Origin of the sequence: Micromonospora sp. NPDC023956 (genome assembly GCF_040639195.1) — a bacterium.
In the GTDB taxonomy this organism is placed as follows: Bacteria; Actinomycetota; Actinomycetes; order Mycobacteriales; family Micromonosporaceae; genus Micromonospora.
This window is the reverse complement of record NZ_JBEZZN010000008.1, coordinates 280,484-304,709: the sequence shown is the minus strand read 5'-3', so window position 1 is coordinate 304,709 and position 24,226 is coordinate 280,484. Positions and strand designations below refer to the sequence as shown.

Sequence of the window (24,226 nt, the reverse complement as noted above, 5' to 3'; positions counted from 1 at the left end):
CGCCGCCACGCGCACCGGGGCGGCCCCCCGGGCGCGCGCCCCCCCGCGCCCTTCCCCCCCCCCCCCCGCGCTGGCCGGCTCCCCCCGGTCCTAGCCCCCCCCCCCCCCCAAACCGGGGGGCGCGGGGGTCTCGTCGTTCCGGGGGGTCGCCGCGGGCCGTCCCGGTCCCCGGCCCCGCCGTCGACCGCTGACGCCGTCGGCCGGGCCGCGTTGACGGGCGGGGCGCGTTGACGGACGGGGCGTTGACGGACGCGCGCGGCGGCGACCAGAATAGGCGCGGAGCCAGGGCAGCTTCGCCACGCACGCGTGGTCGTCTTCCGCACCGCAGGTCCGGGCACGGATTCCTCGGAATGGAGCTCTGGCAATGTCCCGTACCCTCCGTCGCGGCACGCTCGGCGGCGTTCTCGCCGCCGTGGTGACCGCGGCCGTCGGCGTGCTCGTCACCGCCGCCCCCACCCCCGCACCGGCCGTCGCCGCGAGTGCCGGTACCGGCACCGGATACCTGCACACCGTCGGCAACCGGATCGTCGACAGCACCGGCGCCACGGTCCGGATCACCGGCATCAACTGGTTCGGCATGGAGACCGACAACAAGACCTTCCACGGTCTCTGGTCGACCAACCCCTGGCGCAACCAGATCGACACCATGGCCCGCCTGGGCTACAACACCCTGCGGGTGCCGTACTCGAACGACGCGCTGAAGCCGGGCGCGACGGCCAGCGGCATCAACGACTTCGTCAACCCCGACCTGGTCGGGCTCTCCCCGTTGCAGATCCTCGACCGGGTCGTCGAGTACGCCGGTGGCAAGGGGATGCGGATCATCCTGGACCGGCACCGCCCGTCCGCGGGCGGCCAGTCGGCGCTCTGGTACACCCCGACGGTCTCCGAGCAGACCTGGATCGACGACTGGAAGATGCTCGCCCGCCGGTACGCCGGCAACACCACCGTCATCGGCGCGGACCTGCACAACGAGCCGCACGCCGAGGGGACCAACCCGAACGCCACCGGCGCCTGCTGGGGCTGTGGTGTGCCGGCCCGGGACTGGCGGCTGGCCGCCGAGCGGGCCGGCAACGCGATCCTCGGCGTGCAGCCGAACTGGCTGATCTTCGTCGAGGGGGTGAGCTGCCCGAGCGGCGGCCTTTCCAACGTCTGGGACGGCGACCCGAGCAACGACGAGGACTGCGGCTGGTGGGGTGGCAACCTGTCGAAGGCCGGCGAGTTCCCGGTCCGCCTGAGCGTGCCGAACCGGCTGGTCTACTCGCCGCACGAGTACGCCACCTCGGTCTACGAGCAGGCCTGGTTCGACGCGCCGGACTTCCCGGCGAACCTGCCCGGGATCTGGGACAAGTACTGGGGCTACCTGTACAAGCAGAACATCGCGCCGATCATGATGGGCGAGTTCGGCAGCACGCTCGCCGACCCCCGGGACAAGGTCTGGCTGGAGCGCCTGATGGCGTACACCGGCACCGGGGTCAACGGGATGTCCTTCACCTACTGGTCCTGGAACCCAAACTCCGGGGACACCGGCGGGATCGCCCTGGACGACTGGACCACCATCAACACCACCAAGCAGGCCATCCTCCAGCCGTACCTGATCGCCCCGGTCGGTGCCGGCCCCTCCCCCACCCCGACCGGCGGGCCGTCGTCCCCGGCGCCGGGCGGTGGGTGCACGGTCGCGTACCGGACGACCAACACCTGGCAGGGCGGTTTCCAGGGCGAGGTGACCGTGACCAACACCGGTGGCGCGGCGGTCAACCCGTGGCGGGTCACCTGGTCCTGGCCGACCGGGGTCACCGTGGCCAGTGGCTGGAACGCCACGCTGACCCAGACCGGCGCGACGGTGACCGCGGCGGCTCCCACCTGGTCCCCGTCGCTGGGCGCCGGCGCCTCGGTGACGATCGGCTTCACGGCCAACGGTCCGACCAGCACGCCGGGCGCGGTGACGCTCAACGGCACCACCTGCTGACCCCTGCTCCGACGGCGGCCGTCACCCGTTCCGGTGACGGCCGCCGTCGACTGTCCGGCGCGGGCCCGATCCCGGAAATCGATACCTATCGGTGATCGACTTGTGACGTGCTGTTTACATCGACGGGAGGTTGTGCTTGTATCAGGAAAGCGCTTACCTGACCGGTCGAAGTGTAGCGCGGGAGCTGAGAACAGCACGGTCAGCACGGTTCGAGGACAACCGTCCCCCCGGTCACCGGCCGACCCCGACGCCGCCTTGGGCACGGCGTCCCACCGGTCCGCCGATCGGGTGTCCACCGCTTGCAGAAGGGAAAAAGACCATGCTCGCAGGACGGCGTCGCCTGACGCTGCTCGCCACCACCGCCAGTGCCACCGCGGCGCTGCTCACCGCCGGGATGCTCACCTCCGTCACCGCCCAGGCCAGCCCCACCGCCGGCCCCGAGTCCGCTCCGCAGGCCGCCTCGACCGCCCTGGTCGGCTGGGCGACCCAGAACGGCGGCACCACCGGCGGCGGCACCGCCCCGGCCACCACCGTCTCCAACGCCTCGGCGCTGACCAGTGCCGTCGGCTCCAGCAGCGCGGCGGTGATCCGGGTCTCCGGCACCATCTCCTGCTCGGGGATGATCCGGGTCCGGTCGAACAAGACCATCCTCGGCAACCCGGGCGCGACCATCTCCGGCTGCGGTTTCACCGTCAACGGCAACAGCAACGTCATCATCCGGAACCTGACCTTCCGGGGCTGGGGTGACGACGCGATCAACGTCGAGCAGTCCGCGAAGAACCTCTGGATCGACCACAACACCTTCACCGACGGCAACGACGGTGCGGTCGACATCAAGCGCGGCTCGGACTTCATCACGGTGTCCTGGAACCGGGTCTACAACCACGACAAGTCCATGCTGCTCGGGCACAGTGACGACAACGCCAGCCAGGACCGGGGGCACCTGCGGGTGACCTACCACCACAACTGGTTCGACGCCAGCACCCAGCGCCACCCCCGGGTGCGCTTCGGCAACCCGGTGCACGTCTACAACAACTACTACTACAACAACAGCGGCTACGGCGTGGCGTCCACCGAGGGTGCCGGCGTGCTCGTCGAGGGCAACTACTTCGAGAACGTCGAGGACCCGTACCACCTCGGTGAGGGCAGCTCCGGGCCGGGCACCCTGGTCGCCCGGAACAACCACTTCGTGAACTCGGGCAGCGGGCAGACCGGCGGCAGCGTCGCCAGCATCCCGTACGCGTACACGCTGGACAGCGCCAGCAGCGTCAAGTCGATCGTGACCGCCGGCGCGGGTGCCGGCCGGATCCAGGTCTGACCCCGCGCGACCCGGTCGGGGCCCGCCGTACGCGGCGGGCCCCGACCCGCGTCTCAGTACGCGGCGGGCCCGGCCCGTGTCTCGGTGCGCGGCGGACCCCGACCCGCGTCACAGTGCGCGGCAGACCCCGACCCGCGTCACAGTGGGCGGCAGACCCCGACCTGCGTCTCAGTACGCGGCGGGCCCGGCCCGTGTCACAGTGCGCGGCGGACCCCGAGCCGCGTCTCAGTGCGCGGCGCAGCCGGTGGTCGGCGCGGGCGACGCGGCGGGAGCGCCGAGGGTGGGCAGGCCGAGCAGCACCCCGGGGGTACGCGGTGCGAGCCCCGCCTCGGCGGCGTCCCCGGCCCGGGTGCGCCGGTGCGACCGCGGCTCACCGTCGGCGTTGAGGTGGTGCGGGGCGGCGTAGGTGACCGTGGTGTGCACGATGTCGCCGGGCCGGACCGTGCCGGCCAGCGACCCCGCGTCGAAGTGCACCAGGCGGCCGTCGCGGGCCCGGCCGGACATCCGGCCGGTGCGCTCGTCCTTGCGGCCCTCGCCGACGGCGATCAGCACCTCGACGGTCTCCCCGACCAGCCGGCGGTTCTCCGCCCAGGTGATCTCCTCGACGCAGGCGATCAGCCGCTCGTAGCGCTCCTGCACGACCTCCTTGGGCAGCTGCCCGTCCATGGTGGCGGCCGGGGTACCGGGGCGCTTGGAGTACTGGAACGTGAACGCCGAGGCGAACCGGGACTCCCGGACCACGTCGAGGGTGCGCTGGAAGTCCGCCTCGGTTTCGCCGGGGAAGCCGACGATGATGTCGGTGGTGATCGCCGCGTCCGGCATCGCCGCGCGCACCTTGTCGATGATGCCGAGGTAGCGCTCGGCCCGGTAGGAGCGGCGCATCGCCTTGAGCACGTCGTCCGACCCGGACTGCAACGGCATGTGCAGCGAGTGGCAGACGTTCGGGGTCTCGGCCATCGCGGCGATCACGTCGTCGGTGAAGTCCTTCGGGTGCGGGCTGGTGAACCGGACCCGCTCCAGGCCGTCGATGTCACCGCAGGCGCGCAGCAGCTTGCCGAAGGCGTACCGGTCGCCGAACTCGACGCCGTAGGAGTTGACGTTCTGCCCGAGCAGGGTCACCTCCAGTACGCCGGAGTCGGCCAGGGTCCGGACCTCGGCGAGGACGTCGCCGGGGCGGCGGTCCTTCTCCCGGCCCCGCAGCGACGGCACGATGCAGAACGTGCAGGTGTTGTTGCAGCCGACCGAGATCGACACCCAGCCGGCGTACGTCGACTCGCGCCGGGTGGGCAGCGTCGAGGGGAAGACGTCGAGGGACTCCAGGATCTCCACCTCGGCGGCGGCGTTGTGCCGGGCCCGCTCCAGCAGCACCGGCAGGGAGCCGATGTTGTGCGTCCCGAAGACCACGTCCACCCAGGGGGCCCGGCGGACGATGTCGCCGCGGTCCTTCTGGGCCAGGCAGCCGCCGACCGCGATCTGCATCCCCGGGTTCCGGTTCTTGACCGGGCGCAGGTGACCGAGGTTGCCGTAGAGGCGGTTGTCCGCGTTCTCCCGGACCGCGCAGGTGTTGAAGACGACCACGTCGGGATGGTCGTCGGTCTCCGGAGCGCGCACGTAGCCCGCCTGCTCCAGCAGACCGGAGATACGTTCGGAGTCGTGCACGTTCATCTGGCAGCCGTACGTACGCACCTGGTAGGTGCGCGGGCTGCCCACGGCTGCGGTAGTCATGACGGTGACAGCGTATCCGGGCCGGACGGACCGGCCGGAACCGAGGAGGACCCAATGTGCCGGAGCATCAAGACCCTGCGGGAACCGTACGTCCCGGCGGTCACCGACGCGGACGTGCACGCCGCGGCGTTGCAGTACGTCCGGAAGATCTCCGGCTTCCGGGCGCCGGCCGCGCACAACGCCGCCGCGTTCGAGGCGGCGGTGACCGCCGTCGCCGACGCCACCCGGACCCTGCTCGACCAGCTCGTGGTCCGGGGCGGCGCCCGTCCCGGACCCTCTCCCGCCGCCGACCGACCGGCGCCGTCCGCCGCCGACCGGGTCGGGGCGGCCTCCGGTCAGGCCGCCGCGAGCGCGGGCACCACCGAGTCGGGGGCCCAGCGCGAGCGGTGACACTGCGACCAGCCCCGGCAGCCCGGATGGTCCAGCGTGCACAACCGCTGGTCGGCCAGTTCCTCGCCGTCGTCGGTCTCCCGCACCTCGAAGTGCACCGGACGGATCGTCCCGTCCGGGGTGACCAGCAGGTGCCGCCCGGCGTCGAGGGTGTCGTCGCGCAGCACGCAGGGGCGGTCCAACAGGCGGGCGAGCGCCGCCACGCTGGTGTGCTCACCGAACCCCTCGGGCACCCCGTAGCAGTCCACGACGGTGGCGAACTCTCCCGGCGCCTGCCACACGTCGCAGATCACCGCGTGCACCGGGAGCCGACCGGGGTCGGCCGCGGCGAGCGGCATCACCACCCGACCGAGCACCTCCGCCAACGCCGGGTAGACCTCCACCGGCCGTACCCGGTCAATTCTCCAGCTCCACAGCTCGGTCATGCCGCCTCCTCGCTGTGCTCGTCCCCAGGGGGCCTCCGGATCGGGCCCTACTGATGATGGTGGAGGTGGTTTGGCCCTAGGCGTGGGCAAGTTACCGGTCTGTGACCATTCCGGGCAAAATTTCCACGTGGCCTTCCTCGGGAGCTGCCCGGAACCCGACATTCCATCGGGTACGGTGCCGCCGTCAGCGCAGCACGATCCGGTGGTCGCCACCCGGCAGGAGTTCGCCGATCACGGTGGCACCGGGCAGCTCACCGGCGACCAGCAGACCGCCGGAGGTCTGGGCGTCGGCCAGCAGCAGCCGGTCGTCCTCGCCGGCCCGGCCGAAGTCCGTCCACGGGGTGACCCACTCCAGGTTGCGGCGGCTGCCGCCACTGACGTGGCCGTCCCGCACCGCCTCCCGCGCCCCCGACAGGTAGGGCACCCGGGCGACGTCCAGCGCCACGGTCAGCCCGCTGGCCCGGGCGAGCTTGCTGGCGTGGCCGAGCAGCCCGAACCCGGTCACGTCGGTGCCGCAGCGCACCCCGGCCGCGACCGCGGCGCGGGCGGCGTCCCGGTTGAGGGTGGTCATCGTCGCCACCGCCTCGGGGAAGCTCTCGCCGGTGGCCTTGTGCCGGGTGTTGAGCACCCCGACACCGAGCGGCTTGGTCAGCGACAGGGGCAGCCCGGCCCGCCCGGCGTCCAGGGTGATCAGCTCCTCGGGACGGACCACCCCGGTCACCGCGAGGCCGTACTTGGGACCGTCGTCGTCGACGCTGTGTCCGCCGGCGAGGTGGCAGCCGGCCGACCGGGCCACGTCCTGCCCACCGCGCAGCACCTCCCGGGCCAACTCCAACGGCAGCACGTTCCGGGGCCAGCAGAGCAGGTTGAGCGCGAGCAGCGGGGTGCCGCCCATGGCGTAGACGTCGGAGAGGGCGTTGGTGGCGGCGATCCGGCCCCAGTCGTACGCGTCGTCGACCACCGGGGTGAAGAAGTCGGCGGTGCTGACCACGCCGGTGTGCGCGTCGAGCCGGACCACCGCCGCGTCGTCCCCGTGGTCCAGGCCGACCAGCAGTTCGGCGGTGCCGCCGGACGGGCCGAGACCGGCCACCATCCGTTCCAGCTCACCGGGCGGGATCTTGCACGCACAGCCACCGCCCCGGGCGTACCGGGTCAACCGGACCGGTTCCATCACTGTCTCGCCTCCACTCGTGCGGACCTGCGCCACCGGCCCGGCACCCGCTCCCGGCACACCTACCGCGCTGGTCGACGGCCTGCCGTGCGGCTCGGGGCCGGGACGCCGGCCGGAATGCTGCCGGATCGCCGACTTCCCGAGACGATAGCTGTCGGTGTTACCGCTCCGTGACCCGCTGAGTTGCGTTCTGCCATACCGGCCCGCCTAGAGTTGCCCCACCGGAGGTCGTCCGACCTCCGTGCCCCGGCGACGACGAGGGACGGTGGACGACGGTGACGACGGGCGAACCGCTCATCGTGCTCGATTCGGTCAACAAGTGGTTCGGTCCGCTGCACGTGCTGAACGACGTCTCGCTCTCGGTCGACCGGGGCGAGGTGGTCGTGGTGATCGGCCCGTCCGGCTCCGGCAAGTCGACGCTGTGCCGCGCGATCAACCGGCTCGAACCGATCACCTCCGGCACGATCACCTTCGACGGTCAGCCACTGGCCGCCGAGGGCAAGGCGCTGGCGAAGCTGCGCAGCGAGGTCGGCATGGTCTTCCAGTCGTTCAACCTCTTCGCGCACAAGTCCATTCTCCAGAACGTCACGCTGGGCCCGATCAAGGTCCGCAAGGAGAAGCCGGCGGTCGTCCGGGAGCGGGCGATGGCGCTGCTCGACCGGGTCGGCATCGCCAACCAGGCGGACAAGTACCCCGCCCAGCTCTCCGGCGGCCAGCAGCAGCGTGCGGCGATCGCCCGCGCCCTGGCCATGCAGCCCAAGGCGATGCTCTTCGACGAGCCCACCAGCGCGCTGGACCCGGAGATGGTCGGTGAGGTGCTCGAGGTGATGACCTCGCTGGCCCGCGACGGCATGACCATGGTCGTGGTCACCCACGAGATGGGCTTCGCGCGGCACGCGGCCAACCGGGTCATCTTCATGGCCGACGGCCAGCTCGTCGAGGACGCCTCCCCGACCGAGTTCTTCGCCAACCCGCGCAGCGAGCGCGCCAAGGACTTCCTCTCCAAGATCCTCACGCACTAGGCGTCCGTCCGGAGCACGCCGTCCCCCGGCAGCTCAGTCGAAGAAGGAGAAGATCATGCGGTTCAAGCGCGTGGCGGCGGCAGCCATGATGGCGTCGCTCGCCCTCTCGGTCGCGGCCTGCGGCAAGGAGGGCACCCCGACGCCGAGCGGCGACGGCAACGCCCCCGGTGGCGGCACCTCCGACACCTGCCAGACCTCGGGTACGACCTTCGCCCCGAAGACCGACGCCGCCGTCGCCGGCAGCCCGACCTTCGACCGGATCAAGAGCGCCGGCAAGGTCGTCGTCGGCGTCAAGTTCGACCAGCCGTTCCTCGGCTACAAGGACGCCCAGGGCACCCGGTGCGGCTTCGACATCGAGGTCGCCCAGTACGTCGCGAGCACCCTCGGCGTCGACCCGGCGAAGATCGAGTACAAGGAGATCGCCTCCGCGAACCGGGAGACCGCGATCAAGGGTGGCGAGGTCGACTACTACGTCGGCACCTACTCGATCACCGACAAGCGCAAGAACGACATCTCGTTCGCCGGCCCGTACTTCGTCGCCGGCCAGGACCTGCTGGTCCGCAAGGACGAGAGCGCGATCACCGGCAAGGACACCCTCAAGGGCAAGAAGGTCTGCTCGGCGACCGGCTCCACCCCGATCCAGAAGGTCCGGGACGAGGGGCTGACCGAGCCGGAGAACATCGTCGAGTTCAAGACCTACTCCGAGTGCGTCTCGCAGCTGCTCGACAAGAAGGTCGACGCGGTCACCACCGACGACGCCATCCTCAAGGGCTACGCCGCGCAGGCGCAGGGCGAGCTGAAGGTCGTCGGCCAGCCGTTCAGCACCGAGAAGTACGGCATCGGCCTGCCCAAGGACGACAAGGCGTTCCGCGACTACGTCAACGACCAGCTGGAGGCCGCGTTCACCGGTGGCACCTGGCAGAAGATCTACGACGGCACGCTGGGCAAGTCCGGCTCCGCGGGCAGCCCGCCCACCCTCGAGCGGTACTGACCTGCGTTCGTGACGCGGTGACGGGCGGGGATCTCCCCGCCCGTCACCCGCGGTGAGGATCGAGAGCGAGAGGCATGGGCGAGTTCTTCCGTGTCCTGACGGACAACAAGGACCTGTTCTTCGACGGCTTCACCAACACCGTCCAGCTGTTCCTGAGAGCCGCCGTGGGCAGCCTGCTCCTCGGCCTGCTGCTCGGCGCGATGCGGGTCTCCCCGGTCCCCACGCTGCGGGCCTTCGGCGCCACGTACGTCAACCTGGTCCGGAACACTCCGTTGACCCTGGTCTTCGCGTTCCTCGTCTTCGCGGTACCGAAGCTCGACGTCAACATCGACTACTTCGCCAGCGCCGTCGTCGCGCTGACCGTCTACACCGCGGCCTTCATCTGTGAGGTGATCCGCTCCGGCGTGAACACCGTCGCCCCCGGCCAGGCCGAGGCGGCGCGGGCGCTGGGCATGACCTTCGGTCAGGTGCTGACCCTGATCGTGATGCCGCAGGCGCTGCGGGCGATGGTGCCGCCGATGATGAGCGTGCTCATCGCGATGCTGAAGAACACCACCATCGCCGCCGGTTTCTCGGTGCTGGAGGCGGGCGCCATCCCGTCGTACATGTCCGAGCGCGGTGAGCCGCAGTTCGCCGTGCTGCTCTGGATCACCATCGGCTTCCTGATCCTGATCCTGCCGCTGGTGGCCCTGCAACGAATCCTCGAGCGCAAGTGGGCGGTAGCGCGATGACGTCGGTGCTCTACGACCTGCCCGGGCCGAAGGCCCGCCGGCGCAACGCGATCCTCGGCATCGTCTCGACCGTCGGCATCGTCGCGCTCCTCGCGTTCGTGGTCTGGCGGTTCAACGAGACCGGCCAGTTCGAGGCCCGCAAGTGGGAGCAGCTCCAGTACGCCTCGGTGCAGCGGGAACTCCTCACCGGCCTCTGGGCCACCCTCAAGGCGGCCGGCATCGCGGCCGTGCTGGCCCTGCTCTTCGGTGCGGTCTTCGCCAGCGCCCGGCTCAGCGACAAGTGGTTCCTGCGCTCCCCGGCGACCTTCGTGGTGGAGCTGTTCCGGGCCATTCCGCTGCTGATCCTGATCTTCTTCGGCTACTACGTGCCGTTGCAGTACGGCTGGCCGATCGACAAGCTCTGGGCGCTGGTCATCGGGCTGACCCTCTACAACGGCTCGGTGCTGGCGGAGATCTTCCGCGCCGGCATCAACGCCGTGCCGTACGGCCAGTCCGAGGGCGCGTACGCGATCGGGATGCGCAAGAACCAGGTGCTGCGGCTGATCCTGCTGCCACAGGCGTTCCGGTCGATGCTGCCGGCGATCGTCAGCCAGCTCGTGGTGCTGCTCAAGGACACCGCACTCGGGTTCATCATCACGTACCCGGAGCTGCTCTTCGTCGGCAAGCAGATCGGCGGGCGACTGTCGTTCGGCCTGCCCTACGTGCCGACGTACCTCGTGGTCGCCGCGATCTACATCAGCATCTGCGGCCTGCTCTCCTTCTTCGCCTGGTGGTTGCAGCGCCGGATGAGCCGGATGCCCCGGACCGCCGGCAAGGTGCTGCCCGCCCAGGACGCCGGAGCGGACTCGGCCCGCGCCGTCTGACGTACGTACCGGAGGGGGCGGACGGCTGTCGCCGTTCGCCCCCTCCGTCGTGTCAGGCCCCACGCCACGGTGACCGGGCTGTCGGCCCCGCCGACCGCCGATCGCCGACGGGAGCCGGCCGTCGGCCGACGGGAGCCGGAACGGGCTCGGAGCCGCTCCGCACCCGCGAATACGTCACACTTCGTGTCGGCAATCTGACATACAGCTACCATTGTCGATGGAACTTCCACCAACATGGACATCAGCATCGAAATCTGTCGATGCACGGTGTGTCGACATCGTTCGCCGGCGTTCCGGAACGTGGACGGACCCGGCGGACGAACGACCAGAACGGGGTGGCGACATGAAACACGTCAGGAAGCTCGGGATGTCGGCGGCGGCATTCGCCATGACCGCCGGGGCCCTGCTGGCCCCCGGCTCGCCGGCCCAGGCCGCGCCGAGCTGCTCGGTGGGCGGGAACATCGGGGTGACCGGCGGATCGGGCTGGGCGACGTGCACCGGCGTGACCAGCGCCCGGGTGCAGGTCCGCTGCGAGGAGAACAGCGGTTCGCAGTACACCGCGTACGGCTCCTGGGTCGGCCCGGGTGTGCAGTCGCGCGCCCGGTGCCACGAGTACGCCTGGGTCGTGACCGTCGGAGCGCAGTACACCTGATGCCACCAGCCCGGCACCGCGCGTCCGGCGCGGGCCGTGGCACCTTCGACGGGTATCGGGTCACGAACGGTCCACACCAGATAGACCACAGAAACGGGGACAGTAATGAATCGCACCAGGAGACTCGGCATCTCGACGGCCGCGGCCTTCACCCTGGCCACCGGTATGGCCCTGCTGGCGCCGGCCACCGCAGCCCAGGCGGCTCCGAGCTGCCAGGTCGGCGCCGGGCAGATCGGCCAGGACGGCGGGTCCGGCTGGGCGAAGTGCACGGGTGTGACCCTCGCCCGGGTGCAGATCTACTGCGAGGACAGCAGCGGGAACCAGACCCTCAGGCAGGGTAGCTGGGCCGGCCCCGGCTCGGTCTCCAGCGCAAGCTGCCTCAGTGGCACGACGCTCGTGGCCGTCACCTACCAGTACCAGCTCTGATCCCGGGTAGGCCGGCGAGCACTCCGGCGACCTGACCGAGCGTCAGCTCACTCCACTGCCGAGGCGCCACTCCGGTTCACCCGGCAGCGGACGGACCCGACGCCAGGACGGGGCAACCGAACCATCGGTTGCCCCGTTCGCGCGTCACCCGCCACCGCGAGCGGGTTCAGCGGGCGATCTCGGTCACCCGGGACTCGCGGACCACGGTCACCCGGATCTGCCCCGGGTAGGTCAACTCTTCCTCGATCTGCTTGGCCACGTCCCGGGCGAGGACCGCCGCGCCGATGTCGTCCACGTCGTCCGGCTTGACCATCACCCGGATCTCCCGACCGGCCTGCATCGCGAAGACCTTCTCCACGCCGAGTTTGCCGGCGGCGATCTCCTCGATCCGCTCCAGCCGCTTGACGTACGCCTCCAGGCTCTCCCGCCGGGCACCCGGCCGGCCGCCGGAACAGGCGTCCGACGCCTGGGTGAGCACCGCCTCGATGGTCTGCGGGGGCACCTCGTTGTGGTGCGCCTCGATGGCGTGGACGACCTCCTCGCTCTCGCCGTACTTGCGGGCCACGTCCGCGCCGATCAGCGCGTGGCTCCCCTCCACCTCGTGCGTGAGCGCCTTGCCGATGTCGTGCAGGAAGGCGCACCGTTTGATGGTCGGCACGTCCAGTCGCAGTTCGGCGGCCATGATCCCGGCGATGTGCGCGGTCTCCACCAGGTGCTTGAGCACGTTCTGCCCGTACGACGTCCGGTAACGCAGCCGGCCGAGGAGGGTGGCCAGTTCCGGGTGGATGTCGGTGATGCCCACCTCGACCAGGGCATCCTCGGCGGCCCGCTGGCAGAGCTCGTCCACCTCCTGCCGGGCCAGGTCGTGCACCTCCTCGATCCGGTGCGGGTGGATCCGCCCGTCCAGCACCAGCTTCTCCAGGGTGAGCCGGCCGACCTCCCGGCGGACCGGGTCGAAGCAGGAGAGCAGCACCGCCTCCGGGGTGTCGTCGATGATCAGGTTGACCCCGGTGACCGACTCGAAGGCGCGGATGTTGCGCCCCTCCCGGCCGATGATCCGCCCCTTCATCTCGTCGCCCGGTAGGTGCAGGACGCTGACCACGCTCTCCGCGGTCTGCTCGCTGGCGACCCGCTGGATCGCGTCCACCACGATGTGCCGGGCCCGCTGGTCGGCGGTGTTGCGGGCGTCCGCCTCGATGTCCCGCACCAGCAGCGCGGCCTCCCGCTTGGCCTGCGTCTCGATCGCGTCGATCAGCTCCGTGCGGGCGGCCTCGACGGTCAGCCCGGCGACCCGTTCCAACTCCCGGCGGCGCTGTTCCTCCGCCTCGACGACGGCCTGCTCCCGCTCGACCAGCGCCGCCTCCCGGGCGGCCAGGGCGACGCTGGCCGCGGTGAGCTGGCGTTCCCGCTCGGCGAGCCGCTCCGCTTCCTCGGTGTGCAGCCGCTCCCGCTCGTCCATCCGGGCCGCTCGCCGCTCGACCTCGGCGGCCTGCTCCCGGGTGGTGGAGGCGAGCACCGCCACCTCCCGCTCGCCGCTGCGTCGGGCCGCCGCCCGCAACTGCTCGGCATCCGCCTCGGCCTGTTTGTGGGCGCGCTCGAGGACGTTGTCCGCCTCCAGGCGGGCCGCCTCCAGCACCCGACGTGCCTCGTCCCGGGCGGCGGTCGCCTCGGCCTTGGCCCCGGCGGCCTCGGCCCGGGCCGCCGCGGCGGCGGACTTCGCCACGTCGGCGGTCGAGTGGGCCTCGTCGGCGGCGGTCCGCAACGCCGCCAGCGACTGTTCCTGACGGTCCTTCTCGGCGGCGAAGGCCGGATCCTCGGGGGCCGGTGCCGCGCCGACCCGACGCAGGGTCCGGGCACCGAGGACGACCGCGCCGACCACCACGAGGGTCAGGACGGCGACCGCCCCGAGGAGGACGATGTCGAAGGCGCTCATGCCGGTACTCCGTGGGGACCACCGCTGATCCTCTGCCGCCCCGTCATGGCCGCCTCCCCTGAACGTCGGCGCCGCAGTGGTCACGTGCCGGTGGGCACGCACCCCTGCGGCTACTAGACGCCCGACCGGAGCGACTGGCCATGGGTAGGTCTCCGTCGGCGGTGACCCCCTTTGGTCATCGCCGACGGCCGGGTGCAGTTGTCTCACCGGCGTCGGACCGACCGGTCCGACGTCGGTGCAAGGGCCGGGCGAGCCGGCCGAAGTGATGCTGTTCCGTTACACGATCTATGTTGTGCGCTTAGCCTGCGCTGGTCGGGCAATGTGAGCCTGTAAGGCGAGGCTAGGTGCCGGGAGGCCTTCCGGTCAAGGACTCATGATCAAAATAGGGGGACAGAGGGCAGTCGGTTCGTCACGCCACGCTCATCCCCGGTCGGACACTGGACGACAAAGCGGGCAACCACCCCGGCCGTCACCCAACAGGTCGACTACCGAACGTACCGAACACATCACTCCATCTGTCCAGCCGTTCTCGACCCCGTCGTCGACCGCCCCGCTCTCCGGCCCGACGACGATCGGCACACCGGTCGGCCGGGGAAGCGGGTGCCCGCCCGGATGCCGTCACGATCATGCGGACGGCAGGTCGAGGTCGGGATCGACGGTGGCGAGGGCGTCCGCGTCGATCTGGTCGGCGAACGCGGCAGCCTCCGCGCTCTGCGCGGCCAGGGCGTCCTTGACCGCCCGGATCGCCACACCCGGCGGGTAGCCCTTGCGGGCGAGCATGCCGACCAGCCGCCGGAAGATCGCGTCCGGCTCACCCCGGGCGGACCGCAGCTTGCGGTCCACCAGGGCACGGGCCGTCTCCGCCTCGGTGGCCTCGTCCAACTCACCGAGCGCCGCACCGGCGACCTCACCGTCCACGCCACGCTGGCGCAGCTCGTTGGCGAGCGCCCGCCGGGCCAGTCCCCGCCCGGTGTGCCGGCTGGACACCCAGGCTCGGGCGAACGCGGCGTCGTCGACGATGCCGACCTCGTCGTACCGGTCGAGCACCTCGGCGGTGACCTCCGGTGAGATGCCCCGACGGTCAAGCACCCTGGCCAGCTCCGCCCGGGTGCGTGGTCGGACCGCGAGCTGCCGGAGGCAGATCTCCCGGGCCACCTCCGCCTCGTTGCGGGGCTCGGTGCGGGGCCCGTCGGACGAGTCGGAACCAGGCGACGGATCGTCCGCCCGGATGCCCTCGTCCGGCACATCGGTGGTGGCGTCCGGCCCGGAGGAACGGCTCCGGCGTCCCCGCCGGGGCCGGGCAGGAATGTCACCCGCCCGGGGAGGGATGGCGTCCCAGCCCCGCCCCGAACGGGCCCCTCGTCCCACCACGCGGCCGATCAGAAGTCGACCGGCGGCAGCTCGGGACCACCGGCCGCGTCGCCCGCCCCGACACCCACGCCGAGCTTCTCCAGGATCTTCTTCTCGATCTCGGCGGCCACGTCCGGATTCTCCCGGAGGAACTCGCGGGCCTTCTCCTTGCCCTGGCCGAGCTGGTCGCCGTCGTAGGTGTACCAGGCGCCGGACTTGCGGATGATCGACTGCTCGACACCGACGTCGATCAGCGAGCCCTCGCGGGAGATGCCCTTGCCGTACATGATGTCGAACTCGGCCTGCTTGAACGGGGCGGCGACCTTGTTCTTCACGACCTTGACCCGGGTGCGGTTACCGACCACGTCGGTGCCGTCCTTCAGGCTCTCGATCCGGCGGACGTCCAGCCGGACCGAGGCGTAGAACTTCAGCGCCCGACCACCCGTGGTGGTCTCGGGCGAGCCGAACATCACGCCGATCTTCTCGCGGAGCTGGTTGATGAAGATCGCCGTGGTGCCGGTGTTGTTGAGCACACCGGTGATCTTCCGCAGCGCCTGGCTCATCAGCCGGGCCTGGAGACCGACGTGGCTGTCGCCCATCTCGCCCTCGATCTCGGCGCGCGGCACCAGGGCGGCCACCGAGTCGATCACGATGATGTCGAGCGCGCCGGAGCGGACCAGCATGTCGACGATCTCAAGGGCCTGCTCACCGGTGTCGGGCTGGGAGACCAGCAGGGCGTCGGTGTCGACGCCGAGGGCCTTCGCGTACTCCGGGTCGAGCGCGTGCTCGGCGTCGACGAAGGCGGCGATGCCGCCGGCCCGCTGCGCGCTGGCGACCGCGTGCAGGGCCACCGTGGTCTTACCGCTGGACTCCGGACCGTAGATCTCGACGACCCGGCCCCGGGGCAGACCACCCACGCCGAGCGCCACGTCGAGCGCGATGGAGCCGGTGGGGATGATCGCGGTCTGGACGACCGGCCGCTCCCCCAGACGGATCACCGAGCCCTTGCCGAACTGCTTGTCGATCTGCGCGAGAGCAAGGTCGAGTGCCTTCTCCCGGTCGGGCGCTGCCGCCATGGTTACCCCTGCCTTCGCCGGCGTCTTTCCTGAGCTTCTCGTCACGCGGACACGCTAGGCGCTGGGTCCGACAAGAACCAGCCGACGGGCCATGGCCTGTGGACGAGCACCCCGCTGTGGACAATAGCCGAACACCTGTACGAGACGACAAGCGACACGCCCACCGACGGAAGGGCAGCTCAGCGTAGTCGCGCGGGCACCCGGTCCGGGTAGGCGGCGCACACCGCGCGCCACACCACGTGGGTCTGCTCACCCGAGGCGAGCGCCTCGTCGATGGTCCGCCCGCCGAGCTGGGCGAGAACCTGGTCCCGGGCGATGCTGCCCGCGTAGCCGGCCCCGAACGCCTCCTCGAGCCGGCTCCAGAAGTCGGTCAGCCGCACCCTGTTCCCCCGTTCCGCACGTCACTCCCCCTCGGGCGCCACCGTCGCCGGCCGCAACGCTAGCGCCACCAACGGCACGACCGCGACCGCCGCGAGCAGGGTCAGGACGGGATAGCCGGCCACCTGGACGACAAACCCGCTGGCCGCACCGGCCGCCGCACCGGCCAGCCCCATGGTCAGGTCCGACAGACCCTGGACGGTGGGGCGCTCGGCCACCGGCACCGACTCGGACAGCAACGTGGAACCGGCGACCATGGTGGCCGACCAGCCCAGCCCGAGCAGGACCAGGCCGACCGAGAGCAGCACCGTGTGGTGCCCGGCGGAGCCGGCCACCGCGCAGGCGGCCAGCAGCAGGGCGGTGCCGGCGAGGATCACCGGCCGGCGACCGAACCGGTCGGTGAGCCAGCCGACCACCGGGGCCAGCGCGTACATCCCGGCGATGTGCAGGCTGAGTACGACGCCCACCACCCGCAGCACGTCGGCGTCGCCGTGCGACTCACCGAGGTGCACCGGGGTCATCGCCATCACCCCGACCATGACCAGGTGGCCCATGGCGACCGCGGCCATGCCCAGCCGGGCGGCCGGCCGCTGCCGCACGACCCGCCAGGCCGACCACATACCGGCGGCGCGAGGTCGGACCGGCACCCGCCCGCCGCCGGGCTCCGGGACCGCCTCGTCCGCCGCGAGCCGGCGGGCGGTGAGCAGCGGGTCGGGACGGAGCAGCGTGAAGATCACCACGGCGGCGCAGGCGAAGGCGACGGCACTGAACGCGAACGGTCCGGCCAGCGTCGGCACGCCCCAGCGGCCGGTGGTGGCGTCGGCGAGATCGGCGAAGTTCGGCGCGGCCACCGCCCCGATCGTGGTGGCCCAGACGATCAGGGAGAGCTGCCGGCCCCGGCGGGCCGGTTCGGCGAGGTCGACGGCGGCGTACCGGGCCTGGAGGTTGGCCGCGCTGCCGCCGCCGAAGAGGAGCATGCCGAGGAAGAGCAGGGGCACCGAGCGGGAGGCCGCGGCGGTCACCACCAGCAGTCCGCCCAGCGCGCCGGTCAGGTACGCCAGGACCAGGCCGGGGCGGCGGCCGTGCCCGGTCATGATTCGGGTGATCGGGACGGCGAGCAGCGCGCCACCGACCACTGCGGCGCTCTGCGCCAGGCCGGCCACGGCCGCGCCCGCGATCCGCTCGGCGAGCAGCGCGCCCACGGAGATGCCGATGGTGACCCCGACGCCGCCGATGATCTGGGTGGCGAAGAGCAGCCGCAGGGTGCGCCGCTGGATCGGGGCGACGTCCGGGCGCAGAGCGACCGGGGCGGTCAGATCGGTGGTCATCCGCGAACTCCTCGGGAGGGGGCGGCCACCATCCTGGCGCACCCGTCGCGGTGGCCGACGCCCGCCGTCCCGCTACAGGCCGAGGCCGCGACCGATGATCTCCTTCATGATCTCGGTGGTGCCGCCGTAGATGGTCTGCACCCGCCCGTCCAGCCAGGCCCTCGCCACCGGGTACTCCAGCATGTAGCCGTACCCGCCGTGCAGTTGCAGGCAGCGGTCGGCGACCCGGTTCTGCAACTCGGTCGTCCACCACTTGGCCTTCGCCGCGTCGACCACGGTCAGCCGGCCGGCGTTGAACTCGGTGACGCAGTGGTTGACGAAGGTCCGCGCGATGGTGACCTCGGTGTCCAGTTCGGCGAGGAGGAACCGGTTGTGCTGGAAGGAGCCGATCGACCGGCCGAACGCCTCCCGGCCCCGGACGTGGTCGAGGGTGATCGCGAGCAGCCGCTCGGCGGCGGCGACCGCGGCGACCGCGATGCCGAGCCGCTCGCGGGGCAGGTTCGCCATCAGGTGGTAGAAGCCGTGGTTCTCGGTGCCGAGCAGGTTCGCCACCGGCACCCGGCAGCCGTCGAAGAAGAGTTCGGCGGTGTCGCTGGCCTTCAGACCCACCTTGGCCAGTCGGCGGCCCCGGTCGAAGCCGGGCGTGCCGCTCTCCACGGCGATCAGGCTGACCCCGTGCGCGCCCTGCCCGGGTGCGGTCTTGGCGACCACGACGACCAGGTCGGCCTGCTCGCCGTTGGTGATGAAGGTCTTCTGCCCGTCGAGCACCCACTGGTCACCGTCGCGGACCGCGGTGGTGCGGATGCCGGCCAGGTCGGAGCCGGCACCCGGCTCGCTCATCGCGATGGCGGTGACGATGTCGCCGGAGCAGAAGCCGGGCAGCCAGCGCCGGCGCTGCTCCTCGGTGGCCAGCTCGCAGAGGTACGGCGCGACGACGTCGTTGTGCAGGCCGAAGCCGAGCCCGGAGCAGCCGGCGGCGACGACCTCCTCGGCCAGCACGGCGTTGAACCGGAAGTCCCGCTGACCCCCACCGCCGTACTCGGGGTCGACGTCGGTGCCGAGCAGCCCGGCGGCGCCCGCCTTCCGCCACACGTCCCGGTCGACGATGCCGTCGGCCTCCCAGCGGTCGTGGTGCGGTACCGCCTCCCGGGCGAGGAACTCCCGGCAGAGGTCCCGGAACTCTTCGTGCACGGGCTCGTAGAGATGCTGCTCCATGGCGGCCAGTGTGGCACCGGCCCGCGGTCCTGCCCAGGGCCGACCGGGGAGGCGTCGACACCGGCCGGCGGCCGGGTCGGGTGCGGGTCGACGGCGGGTGGGCGCGGCGGCGGGGCCGACCGGGGAGGCGTCAGCCGGGCAGCAGGGCCCGGGCGGCGACGGTGAGGTCGGCGACCAGTCCCCGGTAGGCGATCTCCTGGTTGTCGGCGCGCAGCACGGCGGAGGGGTGGATGGTGGCGAGGAGTCGGGCCGGTGGCGCGTCGGCGACCCGGCCGGCGGAGTCGACCGGCACCCGGGTGAAGTCCTCGGGGTGCTGCGCCGAGGCCGGCCAGGGCAGCAGTTCACCGCGCTGGCGGGTGACCCGGAACGCCGGGCCGAGCAGGGCCTTCGCGGCGGTGGCCCCGAGCACCACCACGATCTCCGGACGGAGCCGGGCGAACTCGGCGACCAGCCAGGGCCGGCAGGCGGTGATGTGCACCTGGTCGGGCGTCTGGTGGATGCGTCGTCTGCCGCGTACCTCGAACCGGAAGTGCTTGACCGTGTTGGTGAGGTAGAGCCGGGTGGGGTCGAGACCGGCGTCGTCGACCGCCCGGCGGAGCACCCGACCGGCCGGTCCGACGAACGGGAGGCCCTTCTGGTCCTCCAGGTCGCCCGGCTGCTCGCCGACGAGGACCACCCGGGCGTCCGCACCGCCCCGGCCGAAGACGGTCTGCGAGGCGTCCCGGTAGAGCTCACAGCCCTGGCAGTCGGCTGCGGCGGTCCGCAGTTCGTCGATCGTGTCGGCTCGGGGTGGAATGAACCGCTGGGCACCCGGGGCGGTCTCGGTCTGCTCGGACATGGCGACTGTTCTACCCGCACGCGTCCCGGTCACGCGGTGTTCCCTGGTCGGCCCGGCGCGTCGCTCCCGGTCGGTCAGCCGGTGAACGGATCAGGCGCCGGCCGGTCAGGCGGTGGAACGGTCAGGCGGTGAAACCGGCCGGCCGGGCGGGCCGGAGCGCGTGGGCGACCGCGTCGGCGAGGGCCGGGATCTCCGCGTCGTCGAGAGGGCTGACGGTCAGCCGGACGGCCGGGGGCGCGCCGATCCGGAAGAGCCCGCCGGGGGCGACCGCCCAACCGGCGTCCCGCAGGGCGGTCACCGCGCTGGTCTCGTCGGGCACCGGCACCCAGACGTTGATGCCGCTGCGGCCGTGAGCGGGGAGGCCGTGCCCGGCGAGCGCGGCGAGCAGAGCGACGCGCCGCCGCTGGTAGCTCTCCTCCGCCCGAGCGACCAGGTCGGTGGTCGCCGGGTCCTCCCAGAGCGCCAGCACCAGGCGTTGCAGCAGGGTGGAGACCCAGCCGGGACCGACGCTCATCCGGCCGGCCACCCGGGCCACGGTCGTCTCGTCCCCGGCGAGCAGGGCGAGTCGCAGATCCGGGCCGTAGGGCTTGCTCACCGAGCGGACGAAGGCCCAGGACCGCGTCGCCCCGGCCAGCGTGTGCAGCGGCCGGCGGGCCAGTTCGGCGGCGTGGTCGTCCTCGACGAGCAGGACGTCGGGACGGCCGGCGAGCAGGGCGCGCAGCGCGGCGGCCCGGCCGGCGGAGACGGCGGCGCCGGTCGGGTTCTGCGCCCGGCTGGTGACGATCAGGGCCCGCGCCCCGAGGGCCAGCGCGTCCCGGACCCCGGCCTCGGTCGGGCCGTCGTCGTCGAGGGGCACGGAGACCGGCCGCAGGCCCAACGCGGCGACCAGGTCGAGCAGGTTGGCCCAGCCCGGGTCCTCCACCGCGACCGGGTCGCCGGGGCGCAGGTGGGCGGCGAGCAGGCGCTCGATGCCATCCAGCGCCCCGCTGGTGACGGTGAGCCCGTCGACCGGTACCCCGTCGGCGGCGAGCCGACGGCGGGCGGCCCCGGCCAGCTCGGGCAGGACACCGGCGGTCGCGTAGTCGGCGGGTGGGCCGATCCGGTCGGCGAGCCGGGCCAGATGCGGGCCGAGCGGCGGCAGCAGCCGGAGGTCGGGTTGCCCACGGGAGAGGTCGCGGACGCCGGGGCCCGGGACCGGATACCGGTCGGCGCGGCGGGTGGCGACCGGCGGCCGGGGGCGGACCCGGGTGCCGTGCCGGCCGGCGGTCGCCACCAGGCCGCGTTGGCGCAGCTCCTGATAGGCGCGGGCGACGGTGGCCGGGCTGACCGCGAGGGCGGCGGCCAGGGCGCGGACCGGGGGCAGGGCGCTGTCCGGCGGAAGCGCTCCGCTCCGGACGCCCGTCTCGACGCTCGCCGAGATCTCGGCGGCCGTACCGCCGGTGATCTGATAACGTACTGCCACAGTTCGGAGATTGTACTAGTACGAAGGCGGGATGTCACATGTACACGCCGACCGCCCGGACCATCCCCCACCGCTCACGGGAGCGGATGAGCTACGACCGGGCCGCCGCGCACGCCGTGCTCGACGAGGCGTACCACTGCACGCTCGGCTTCACCGTCGACGGCGAGCCGCGCCTGCTGCCCACCCTCCACGTCCGCCTGGGCGACACCCTCTACCTGCACGGCTCCACCGGCAGCCGGCCCCTGCTGGCCGCCCGGGGCCCGGACGGGCTCCCGGTCTGCGTCGGCGTCACCCTGCTCGACGGGCTGGTCTACGGCCGCTCCCAGTTCCACCACAGCGCCAACTACCGCTCGGTGGTCGCGCACGGCGTCGCACGTACGGTCACCGACCCCGGGGAGAAGTCCGCGGTGCTGACCGCGCTGGTGGAGAAGGTCGGCTCCGGCCGCAGCGCGGAGAGCCGCCCACCGAGCCGACGGGAACTGGCCGAGACGACCGTCCTGGCCCTGCCCCTGCGCGAGGTGTCGGTCCGGGCCCGCACCGGCGGGGTCCGCGACGACCCGGCCGACCTGACCCTGCCGTACTGGGCCGGGGTGGTGCCGCTGCGGCTGACGCCGGGGCTGCCCGAGTCGGACGACGGGGTCACCGCACCGGTCCCGACGTACCTGCGTCCGCCCCGCTCGCCGTGGCGCGAGGCGGCTTCGATGCGCGGCGCGCACGTGGTGCTGGAGGCCCTCGACGTCTCCCATGCCGACGGACTCTTCGAGGCCACCGACGACCCGGAGGTCTGGCGACACCTGGGCGGCCCCCGGCCGACGGGCGTCGCCGACGTACACCGGCTGGTCGCGGAGGCGCTGTCTGCCCACCACCGGGGCGAGCGGGTGCCCTGGGTGCAACGCTGCGCGGTGACCGGGGCGGTGATCGGCACCACCTCGTACTACGAGATCGACCCCGGCCGGGGGACGGTGGCGATCGGCTACACCTTCCTCGGCCGGCCGTGGTGGCGCACCGGGGTCAACACCGAGGCGAAGCTGCTCCTGCTCACCCGGGCGTTCGAGGAGTTGGGGGCTCACCGGGTGGTCTGGCACACCGACGTCCACAACGAGCGTTCCCAACGGGCCATCGAACGGCTCGGCGCCACCCGGGAGGGGGTGCTCCGGATGGACCGGCAGCGCGCCGACGGTTCCTGGCGGGACAGCGTCCAGTATTCGATGATCGTCGACGAGTGGCCGGAAGCACAGCGCCGATTGCGGGAAAAGCTTCGCTCGGGGGCGCCGATGACGTGATGATGGCCGCGTGCTGGGCATCACCGACTTCTGGACGTTTGTGCTGGGTACCGTGGCGATCGTTCTGCTGCCCGGACCCAATTCGCTCTTCGTGCTCTCGGCCGCGGCGCGGCGCGGGGTGGGTGCCGGTTACCGGGCCGCCGCCGGGGTGTTCGTCGGCGACGCCGTGCTCATGGTCCTCTCTGCGGCCGGGGTGGCCTCGCTGCTCACCGCGTACCCACCGCTCTTCCTGGTGATCAAGTACGTCGGGGCGGCGTACCTCGGCTACGTGGGGCTGAGCATGCTGCGCGGTGCCTGGCGGCGGTGGCGTACCCGGCACGATCCGACCGCACCGCGTCTGGTCGACGCCGCGGAGCCGGCGGCGGTCCGCGCGCCGTTCCGGCGCGCCCTGGTGGTGAGCCTGGTCAACCCGAAGGCGATCCTCTTCTTCGTCTCCTTCTTCATCCAGTTCGTCGACCCGACCTACCCCTGGCCGGCGCTCTCCTTCCTGGCACTCGGCCTGGTCGTGCAGGTGACCAGCGTGCTGTACCTGACTGCGTTGATCTTCGCCGGCACCTTCCTGGCCGGCCAGTTCCGGGCCCGCCGCCGGCTGGCCGCCACCGCCACCACCGGGGTCGCGGCGCTCTTCCTCGGCTTCAGCGTCAAGCTCGCCACCGCCACCGCCGGCTGAGGTCGGGGGCCACGGTCCGCGCCCACCGGAAGCACCGGCGGCGGCGCGCGCCCTCGCCGGAGCCACCGGCGGTGTCAGGTGCCGTCGCCGGATCCGCCGCCCGAACTGCCGCTGCCGCTGCCGTCACCGCCGGTGCCGCCACCCAGCCCCTCGGTCGGGTCCACCGGGTGCTCGGGCGGGCGGCTGACGTGGGCCGACCCGGTGATGTGGGCCGACCACTCGGCGTGCGCCGCCGTCTGGGCGTGCCGGTCGATCGCCGCCCGCAGCCAGCCGTCCACCAGGCTGGCCCAGTCCCGCTGACCGGCGTCGACGTGCCACACCTTGAACCGGCTGATGCTCTGGTGGGTCACGCCGGCCAGGGAGAGGCGGCGGTCCATCCAGAGGACCACCTCGAGGGCCGCCGGGTCGGCCACGAAGATCAGTTCCAACTCGGTGACCGGACCGGCGTAGAGCGGACCCACCCAGTAGTTGATCCGCTGGTGCACGGGGAGGGTCTGGGTGACCCCGGGCAGCCGAGCGGCCTGGAGTCCCACCTGGCGCAGGGTGAAGCCGAGGGTGTCGAGGGCGGCCAGCACGTGCTGCTGGGTGGGGAGGGGATGGACGAAGACCGGCACCATCGCGCCCTGGTCCAGCAGGCCGTCCAGCGCGACCTCGGTGCGCAGCCCGGTACGGAGACTGAGCAACGGCACCCCGCCGAAGACGGTCACCGGCGTCTCCCACGGCAACGGCAGCGCGAACGTCACCGACCGTCGCCGACCGGCCGGCAGGACGAACCCGCCGGCCACCGCCGCCTGGTGGAACTGCACCAGACGGCGGGGCTGGTCCGGGTCCTCCGGCTCGGCCGTGCCGACCAGTCCCAGCCGGATGTGCCCGACCGGCACGTCGGTCGGCCCGGCGGTGAGCGTCACCCGCCCCGGCAGACGCAGGCCGGGGCGGGTGCTCGGGTTGGTCACGGAGGTGTGCACGGTCAGCCCGGTTCCGCCGGACGCCGGTGACACCCCCGTGAACCGCAC

General features: G+C 72.2%; 22 protein-coding genes and 1 pseudogene. 11 read left to right on the top strand and 12 right to left on the bottom strand.

The window, feature by feature from the left end; translation table 11 throughout:
• The first annotated feature begins 364 nt into the window (after positions 1 to 364).
• Together AB0F58_RS18260 and AB0F58_RS18255 are read left to right on the top strand one after the other, a co-directional pair.
• Positions 365 to 1,966, top strand: coding sequence for a cellulase family glycosylhydrolase (locus tag AB0F58_RS18260; RefSeq protein WP_357143778.1), 1,602 nt, complete (start codon positions 365 to 367; stop codon positions 1,964 to 1,966).
• Positions 1,967 to 2,285: 319 nt separating this feature from the next.
• Positions 2,286 to 3,284 (top strand): right-handed parallel beta-helix repeat-containing protein, encoded by a 999-nt coding sequence (locus AB0F58_RS18255; RefSeq protein WP_357143776.1) that lies wholly within the window; start codon positions 2,286 to 2,288, stop codon positions 3,282 to 3,284.
• Positions 3,285 to 3,509: 225 nt separating this feature from the next.
• Here AB0F58_RS18255 and miaB read toward each other — a convergent pair whose 3' ends face one another.
• Positions 3,510 to 5,009: a tRNA (N6-isopentenyl adenosine(37)-C2)-methylthiotransferase MiaB gene (miaB, locus tag AB0F58_RS18250; protein ID WP_357143775.1), complete on the bottom strand. Its 1,500-nt coding sequence runs from the start codon at positions 5,007 to 5,009 to the stop codon at positions 3,510 to 3,512.
• 54 nt (positions 5,010 to 5,063) lie between these two features.
• Here miaB and AB0F58_RS18245 point away from each other — a divergent pair, with 54 nt between their 5' ends.
• Positions 5,064 to 5,399, top strand: a complete 336-nt coding sequence (locus AB0F58_RS18245; protein ID WP_357143773.1) for a DUF2277 family protein — start codon at positions 5,064 to 5,066, stop codon at positions 5,397 to 5,399.
• Here the strand turns inward: AB0F58_RS18245 and AB0F58_RS18240 are convergent.
• Entirely contained in the window at positions 5,345 to 5,824 is a 480-nt protein-coding gene (locus AB0F58_RS18240; protein WP_357143771.1) for a hypothetical protein, read from the bottom strand. The two genes, AB0F58_RS18245 and AB0F58_RS18240, sit on opposite strands and share 55 nt — an antisense overlap.
• Positions 5,825 to 6,008: 184 nt before the next feature.
• On the bottom strand, positions 6,009 to 6,998 hold the full coding sequence (gene selD, locus AB0F58_RS18235; protein ID WP_357143769.1) for a selenide, water dikinase SelD: 990 nt from the start codon (positions 6,996 to 6,998) through the stop codon (positions 6,009 to 6,011).
• A gap of 272 nt (positions 6,999 to 7,270) precedes the next feature.
• Here selD and AB0F58_RS18230 point away from each other — a divergent pair, with 272 nt between their 5' ends.
• From AB0F58_RS18230 to AB0F58_RS18205, 6 genes are all read left to right on the top strand, one after another.
• Complete coding sequence (locus tag AB0F58_RS18230) at positions 7,271 to 8,017, top strand: amino acid ABC transporter ATP-binding protein (RefSeq protein ID WP_357143767.1); 747 nt, start codon at positions 7,271 to 7,273, stop codon at positions 8,015 to 8,017.
• 55 nt (positions 8,018 to 8,072) lie between these two features.
• The gene (locus tag AB0F58_RS18225; protein WP_357143765.1) at positions 8,073 to 9,008 is read left to right on the top strand and encodes a glutamate ABC transporter substrate-binding protein; all 936 of its coding nucleotides are present in this window, start codon (positions 8,073 to 8,075) and stop codon (positions 9,006 to 9,008) included.
• 74 nt (positions 9,009 to 9,082) lie between these two features.
• A complete protein-coding gene (locus tag AB0F58_RS18220) occupies positions 9,083 to 9,739 on the top strand; it encodes an amino acid ABC transporter permease (protein WP_357143763.1) in 657 nt (218 codons plus the stop codon).
• Positions 9,736 to 10,602 (top strand): amino acid ABC transporter permease, encoded by an 867-nt coding sequence (locus tag AB0F58_RS18215; protein ID WP_357143761.1) that lies wholly within the window; start codon positions 9,736 to 9,738, stop codon positions 10,600 to 10,602. Before AB0F58_RS18220 ends, AB0F58_RS18215 begins: the two co-directional genes overlap by 4 nt.
• 343 nt (positions 10,603 to 10,945) lie before the next feature.
• Positions 10,946 to 11,254 carry a hypothetical protein gene (locus AB0F58_RS18210; RefSeq protein WP_357143759.1) on the top strand — a complete coding sequence of 103 codons (309 nt, stop codon included), beginning with the start codon at positions 10,946 to 10,948 and terminating at the stop codon, positions 11,252 to 11,254.
• A gap of 105 nt (positions 11,255 to 11,359) precedes the next feature.
• Positions 11,360 to 11,680 carry a hypothetical protein gene (locus AB0F58_RS18205; protein WP_357143757.1) on the top strand — a complete coding sequence of 107 codons (321 nt, stop codon included), beginning with the start codon at positions 11,360 to 11,362 and terminating at the stop codon, positions 11,678 to 11,680.
• A 166-nt stretch (positions 11,681 to 11,846) separates the two neighbouring features.
• Here the strand turns inward: AB0F58_RS18205 and rny are convergent, their stop codons facing one another.
• The 8 genes and pseudogenes from rny to AB0F58_RS18165 all read right to left on the bottom strand — a co-directional run bounded on the left by rny (position 11,847) and on the right by AB0F58_RS18165 (position 21,260).
• On the bottom strand, positions 11,847 to 13,613 hold the full coding sequence (gene rny, locus AB0F58_RS18200) for a ribonuclease Y (protein WP_357143755.1): 1,767 nt from the start codon (positions 13,611 to 13,613) through the stop codon (positions 11,847 to 11,849).
• A 624-nt stretch (positions 13,614 to 14,237) separates the two neighbouring features.
• Entirely contained in the window at positions 14,238 to 14,984 is a 747-nt protein-coding gene (locus AB0F58_RS18195) for a regulatory protein RecX (protein ID WP_357143753.1), read from the bottom strand.
• Between the two features lie 8 nt (positions 14,985 to 14,992).
• Positions 14,993 to 16,039: a recombinase RecA gene (recA, locus tag AB0F58_RS18190; RefSeq protein WP_357143751.1), complete on the bottom strand. Its 1,047-nt coding sequence runs from the start codon at positions 16,037 to 16,039 to the stop codon at positions 14,993 to 14,995.
• A gap of 179 nt (positions 16,040 to 16,218) precedes the next feature.
• The gene (locus AB0F58_RS18185; protein ID WP_285787354.1) at positions 16,219 to 16,419 is read right to left on the bottom strand and encodes a DUF3046 domain-containing protein; all 201 of its coding nucleotides are present in this window, start codon (positions 16,417 to 16,419) and stop codon (positions 16,219 to 16,221) included.
• Positions 16,420 to 16,432: 13 nt separating this feature from the next.
• Positions 16,433 to 17,745 (bottom strand): annotated as a pseudogene (locus AB0F58_RS18180) (MFS transporter); the annotation flags it as partial.
• 72 nt (positions 17,746 to 17,817) lie between these two features.
• Positions 17,818 to 18,960: an acyl-CoA dehydrogenase family protein gene (locus AB0F58_RS18175; RefSeq protein ID WP_357143748.1), complete on the bottom strand. Its 1,143-nt coding sequence runs from the start codon at positions 18,958 to 18,960 to the stop codon at positions 17,818 to 17,820.
• Positions 18,961 to 19,090: 130 nt separating this feature from the next.
• A complete protein-coding gene (locus AB0F58_RS18170; protein WP_357143745.1) occupies positions 19,091 to 19,798 on the bottom strand; it encodes a UdgX family uracil-DNA binding protein in 708 nt (235 codons plus the stop codon).
• 121 nt (positions 19,799 to 19,919) lie between these two features.
• A complete protein-coding gene (locus AB0F58_RS18165) occupies positions 19,920 to 21,260 on the bottom strand; it encodes an aminotransferase class I/II-fold pyridoxal phosphate-dependent enzyme (RefSeq protein ID WP_357143743.1) in 1,341 nt (446 codons plus the stop codon).
• 38 nt (positions 21,261 to 21,298) lie between these two features.
• Between AB0F58_RS18165 and AB0F58_RS18160 the strand changes: the two genes are divergently transcribed.
• Together AB0F58_RS18160 and leuE are read left to right on the top strand one after the other, a co-directional pair.
• Complete coding sequence (locus AB0F58_RS18160; protein ID WP_357143741.1) at positions 21,299 to 22,543, top strand: bifunctional pyridoxamine 5'-phosphate oxidase family protein/GNAT family N-acetyltransferase; 1,245 nt, start codon at positions 21,299 to 21,301, stop codon at positions 22,541 to 22,543.
• 10 nt (positions 22,544 to 22,553) lie between these two features.
• Positions 22,554 to 23,213: a leucine efflux protein LeuE gene (leuE, locus tag AB0F58_RS18155; RefSeq protein ID WP_357143739.1), complete on the top strand. Its 660-nt coding sequence runs from the start codon at positions 22,554 to 22,556 to the stop codon at positions 23,211 to 23,213.
• 74 nt (positions 23,214 to 23,287) lie between these two features.
• On the opposite strand, the gene AB0F58_RS18150 is transcribed toward leuE, so the two are convergent.
• Positions 23,288 to 24,226, bottom strand: a complete 939-nt coding sequence (locus AB0F58_RS18150; RefSeq protein ID WP_357143816.1) for a sporulation protein — start codon at positions 24,224 to 24,226, stop codon at positions 23,288 to 23,290.

What these genes read in the sequence shown, in the direction of transcription:
- AB0F58_RS18220 (WP_357143763.1), top strand. Translation starts at nt 9,083, where the DNA reads ATGGGCGAGTTCTTCCGTGTCCTGACGGACAACAAGGACCTGTTCTTC.
- recA (WP_357143751.1), bottom strand. Translation starts at nt 16,039, where the DNA reads ATGGCGGCAGCGCCCGACCGGGAGAAGGCACTCGACCTTGCTCTCGCG.
- AB0F58_RS18160 (WP_357143741.1), top strand. Translation starts at nt 21,299, where the DNA reads ATGTACACGCCGACCGCCCGGACCATCCCCCACCGCTCACGGGAGCGG.
- AB0F58_RS18245 (WP_357143773.1), top strand. Translation starts at nt 5,064, where the DNA reads ATGTGCCGGAGCATCAAGACCCTGCGGGAACCGTACGTCCCGGCGGTC.
- AB0F58_RS18175 (WP_357143748.1), bottom strand. Translation starts at nt 18,960, where the DNA reads ATGGAGCAGCATCTCTACGAGCCCGTGCACGAAGAGTTCCGGGACCTC.
- AB0F58_RS18215 (WP_357143761.1), top strand. Translation starts at nt 9,736, where the DNA reads ATGACGTCGGTGCTCTACGACCTGCCCGGGCCGAAGGCCCGCCGGCGC.
- AB0F58_RS18260 (WP_357143778.1), top strand. Translation starts at nt 365, where the DNA reads ATGTCCCGTACCCTCCGTCGCGGCACGCTCGGCGGCGTTCTCGCCGCC.
- AB0F58_RS18225 (WP_357143765.1), top strand. Translation starts at nt 8,073, where the DNA reads ATGCGGTTCAAGCGCGTGGCGGCGGCAGCCATGATGGCGTCGCTCGCC.
- AB0F58_RS18205 (WP_357143757.1), top strand. Translation starts at nt 11,360, where the DNA reads ATGAATCGCACCAGGAGACTCGGCATCTCGACGGCCGCGGCCTTCACC.
- AB0F58_RS18170 (WP_357143745.1), bottom strand. Translation starts at nt 19,798, where the DNA reads ATGTCCGAGCAGACCGAGACCGCCCCGGGTGCCCAGCGGTTCATTCCA.
- miaB (WP_357143775.1), bottom strand. Translation starts at nt 5,009, where the DNA reads ATGACTACCGCAGCCGTGGGCAGCCCGCGCACCTACCAGGTGCGTACG.
- AB0F58_RS18210 (WP_357143759.1), top strand. Translation starts at nt 10,946, where the DNA reads ATGAAACACGTCAGGAAGCTCGGGATGTCGGCGGCGGCATTCGCCATG.
- AB0F58_RS18255 (WP_357143776.1), top strand. Translation starts at nt 2,286, where the DNA reads ATGCTCGCAGGACGGCGTCGCCTGACGCTGCTCGCCACCACCGCCAGT.
- AB0F58_RS18240 (WP_357143771.1), bottom strand. Translation starts at nt 5,824, where the DNA reads ATGACCGAGCTGTGGAGCTGGAGAATTGACCGGGTACGGCCGGTGGAG.
- rny (WP_357143755.1), bottom strand. Translation starts at nt 13,613, where the DNA reads ATGAGCGCCTTCGACATCGTCCTCCTCGGGGCGGTCGCCGTCCTGACC.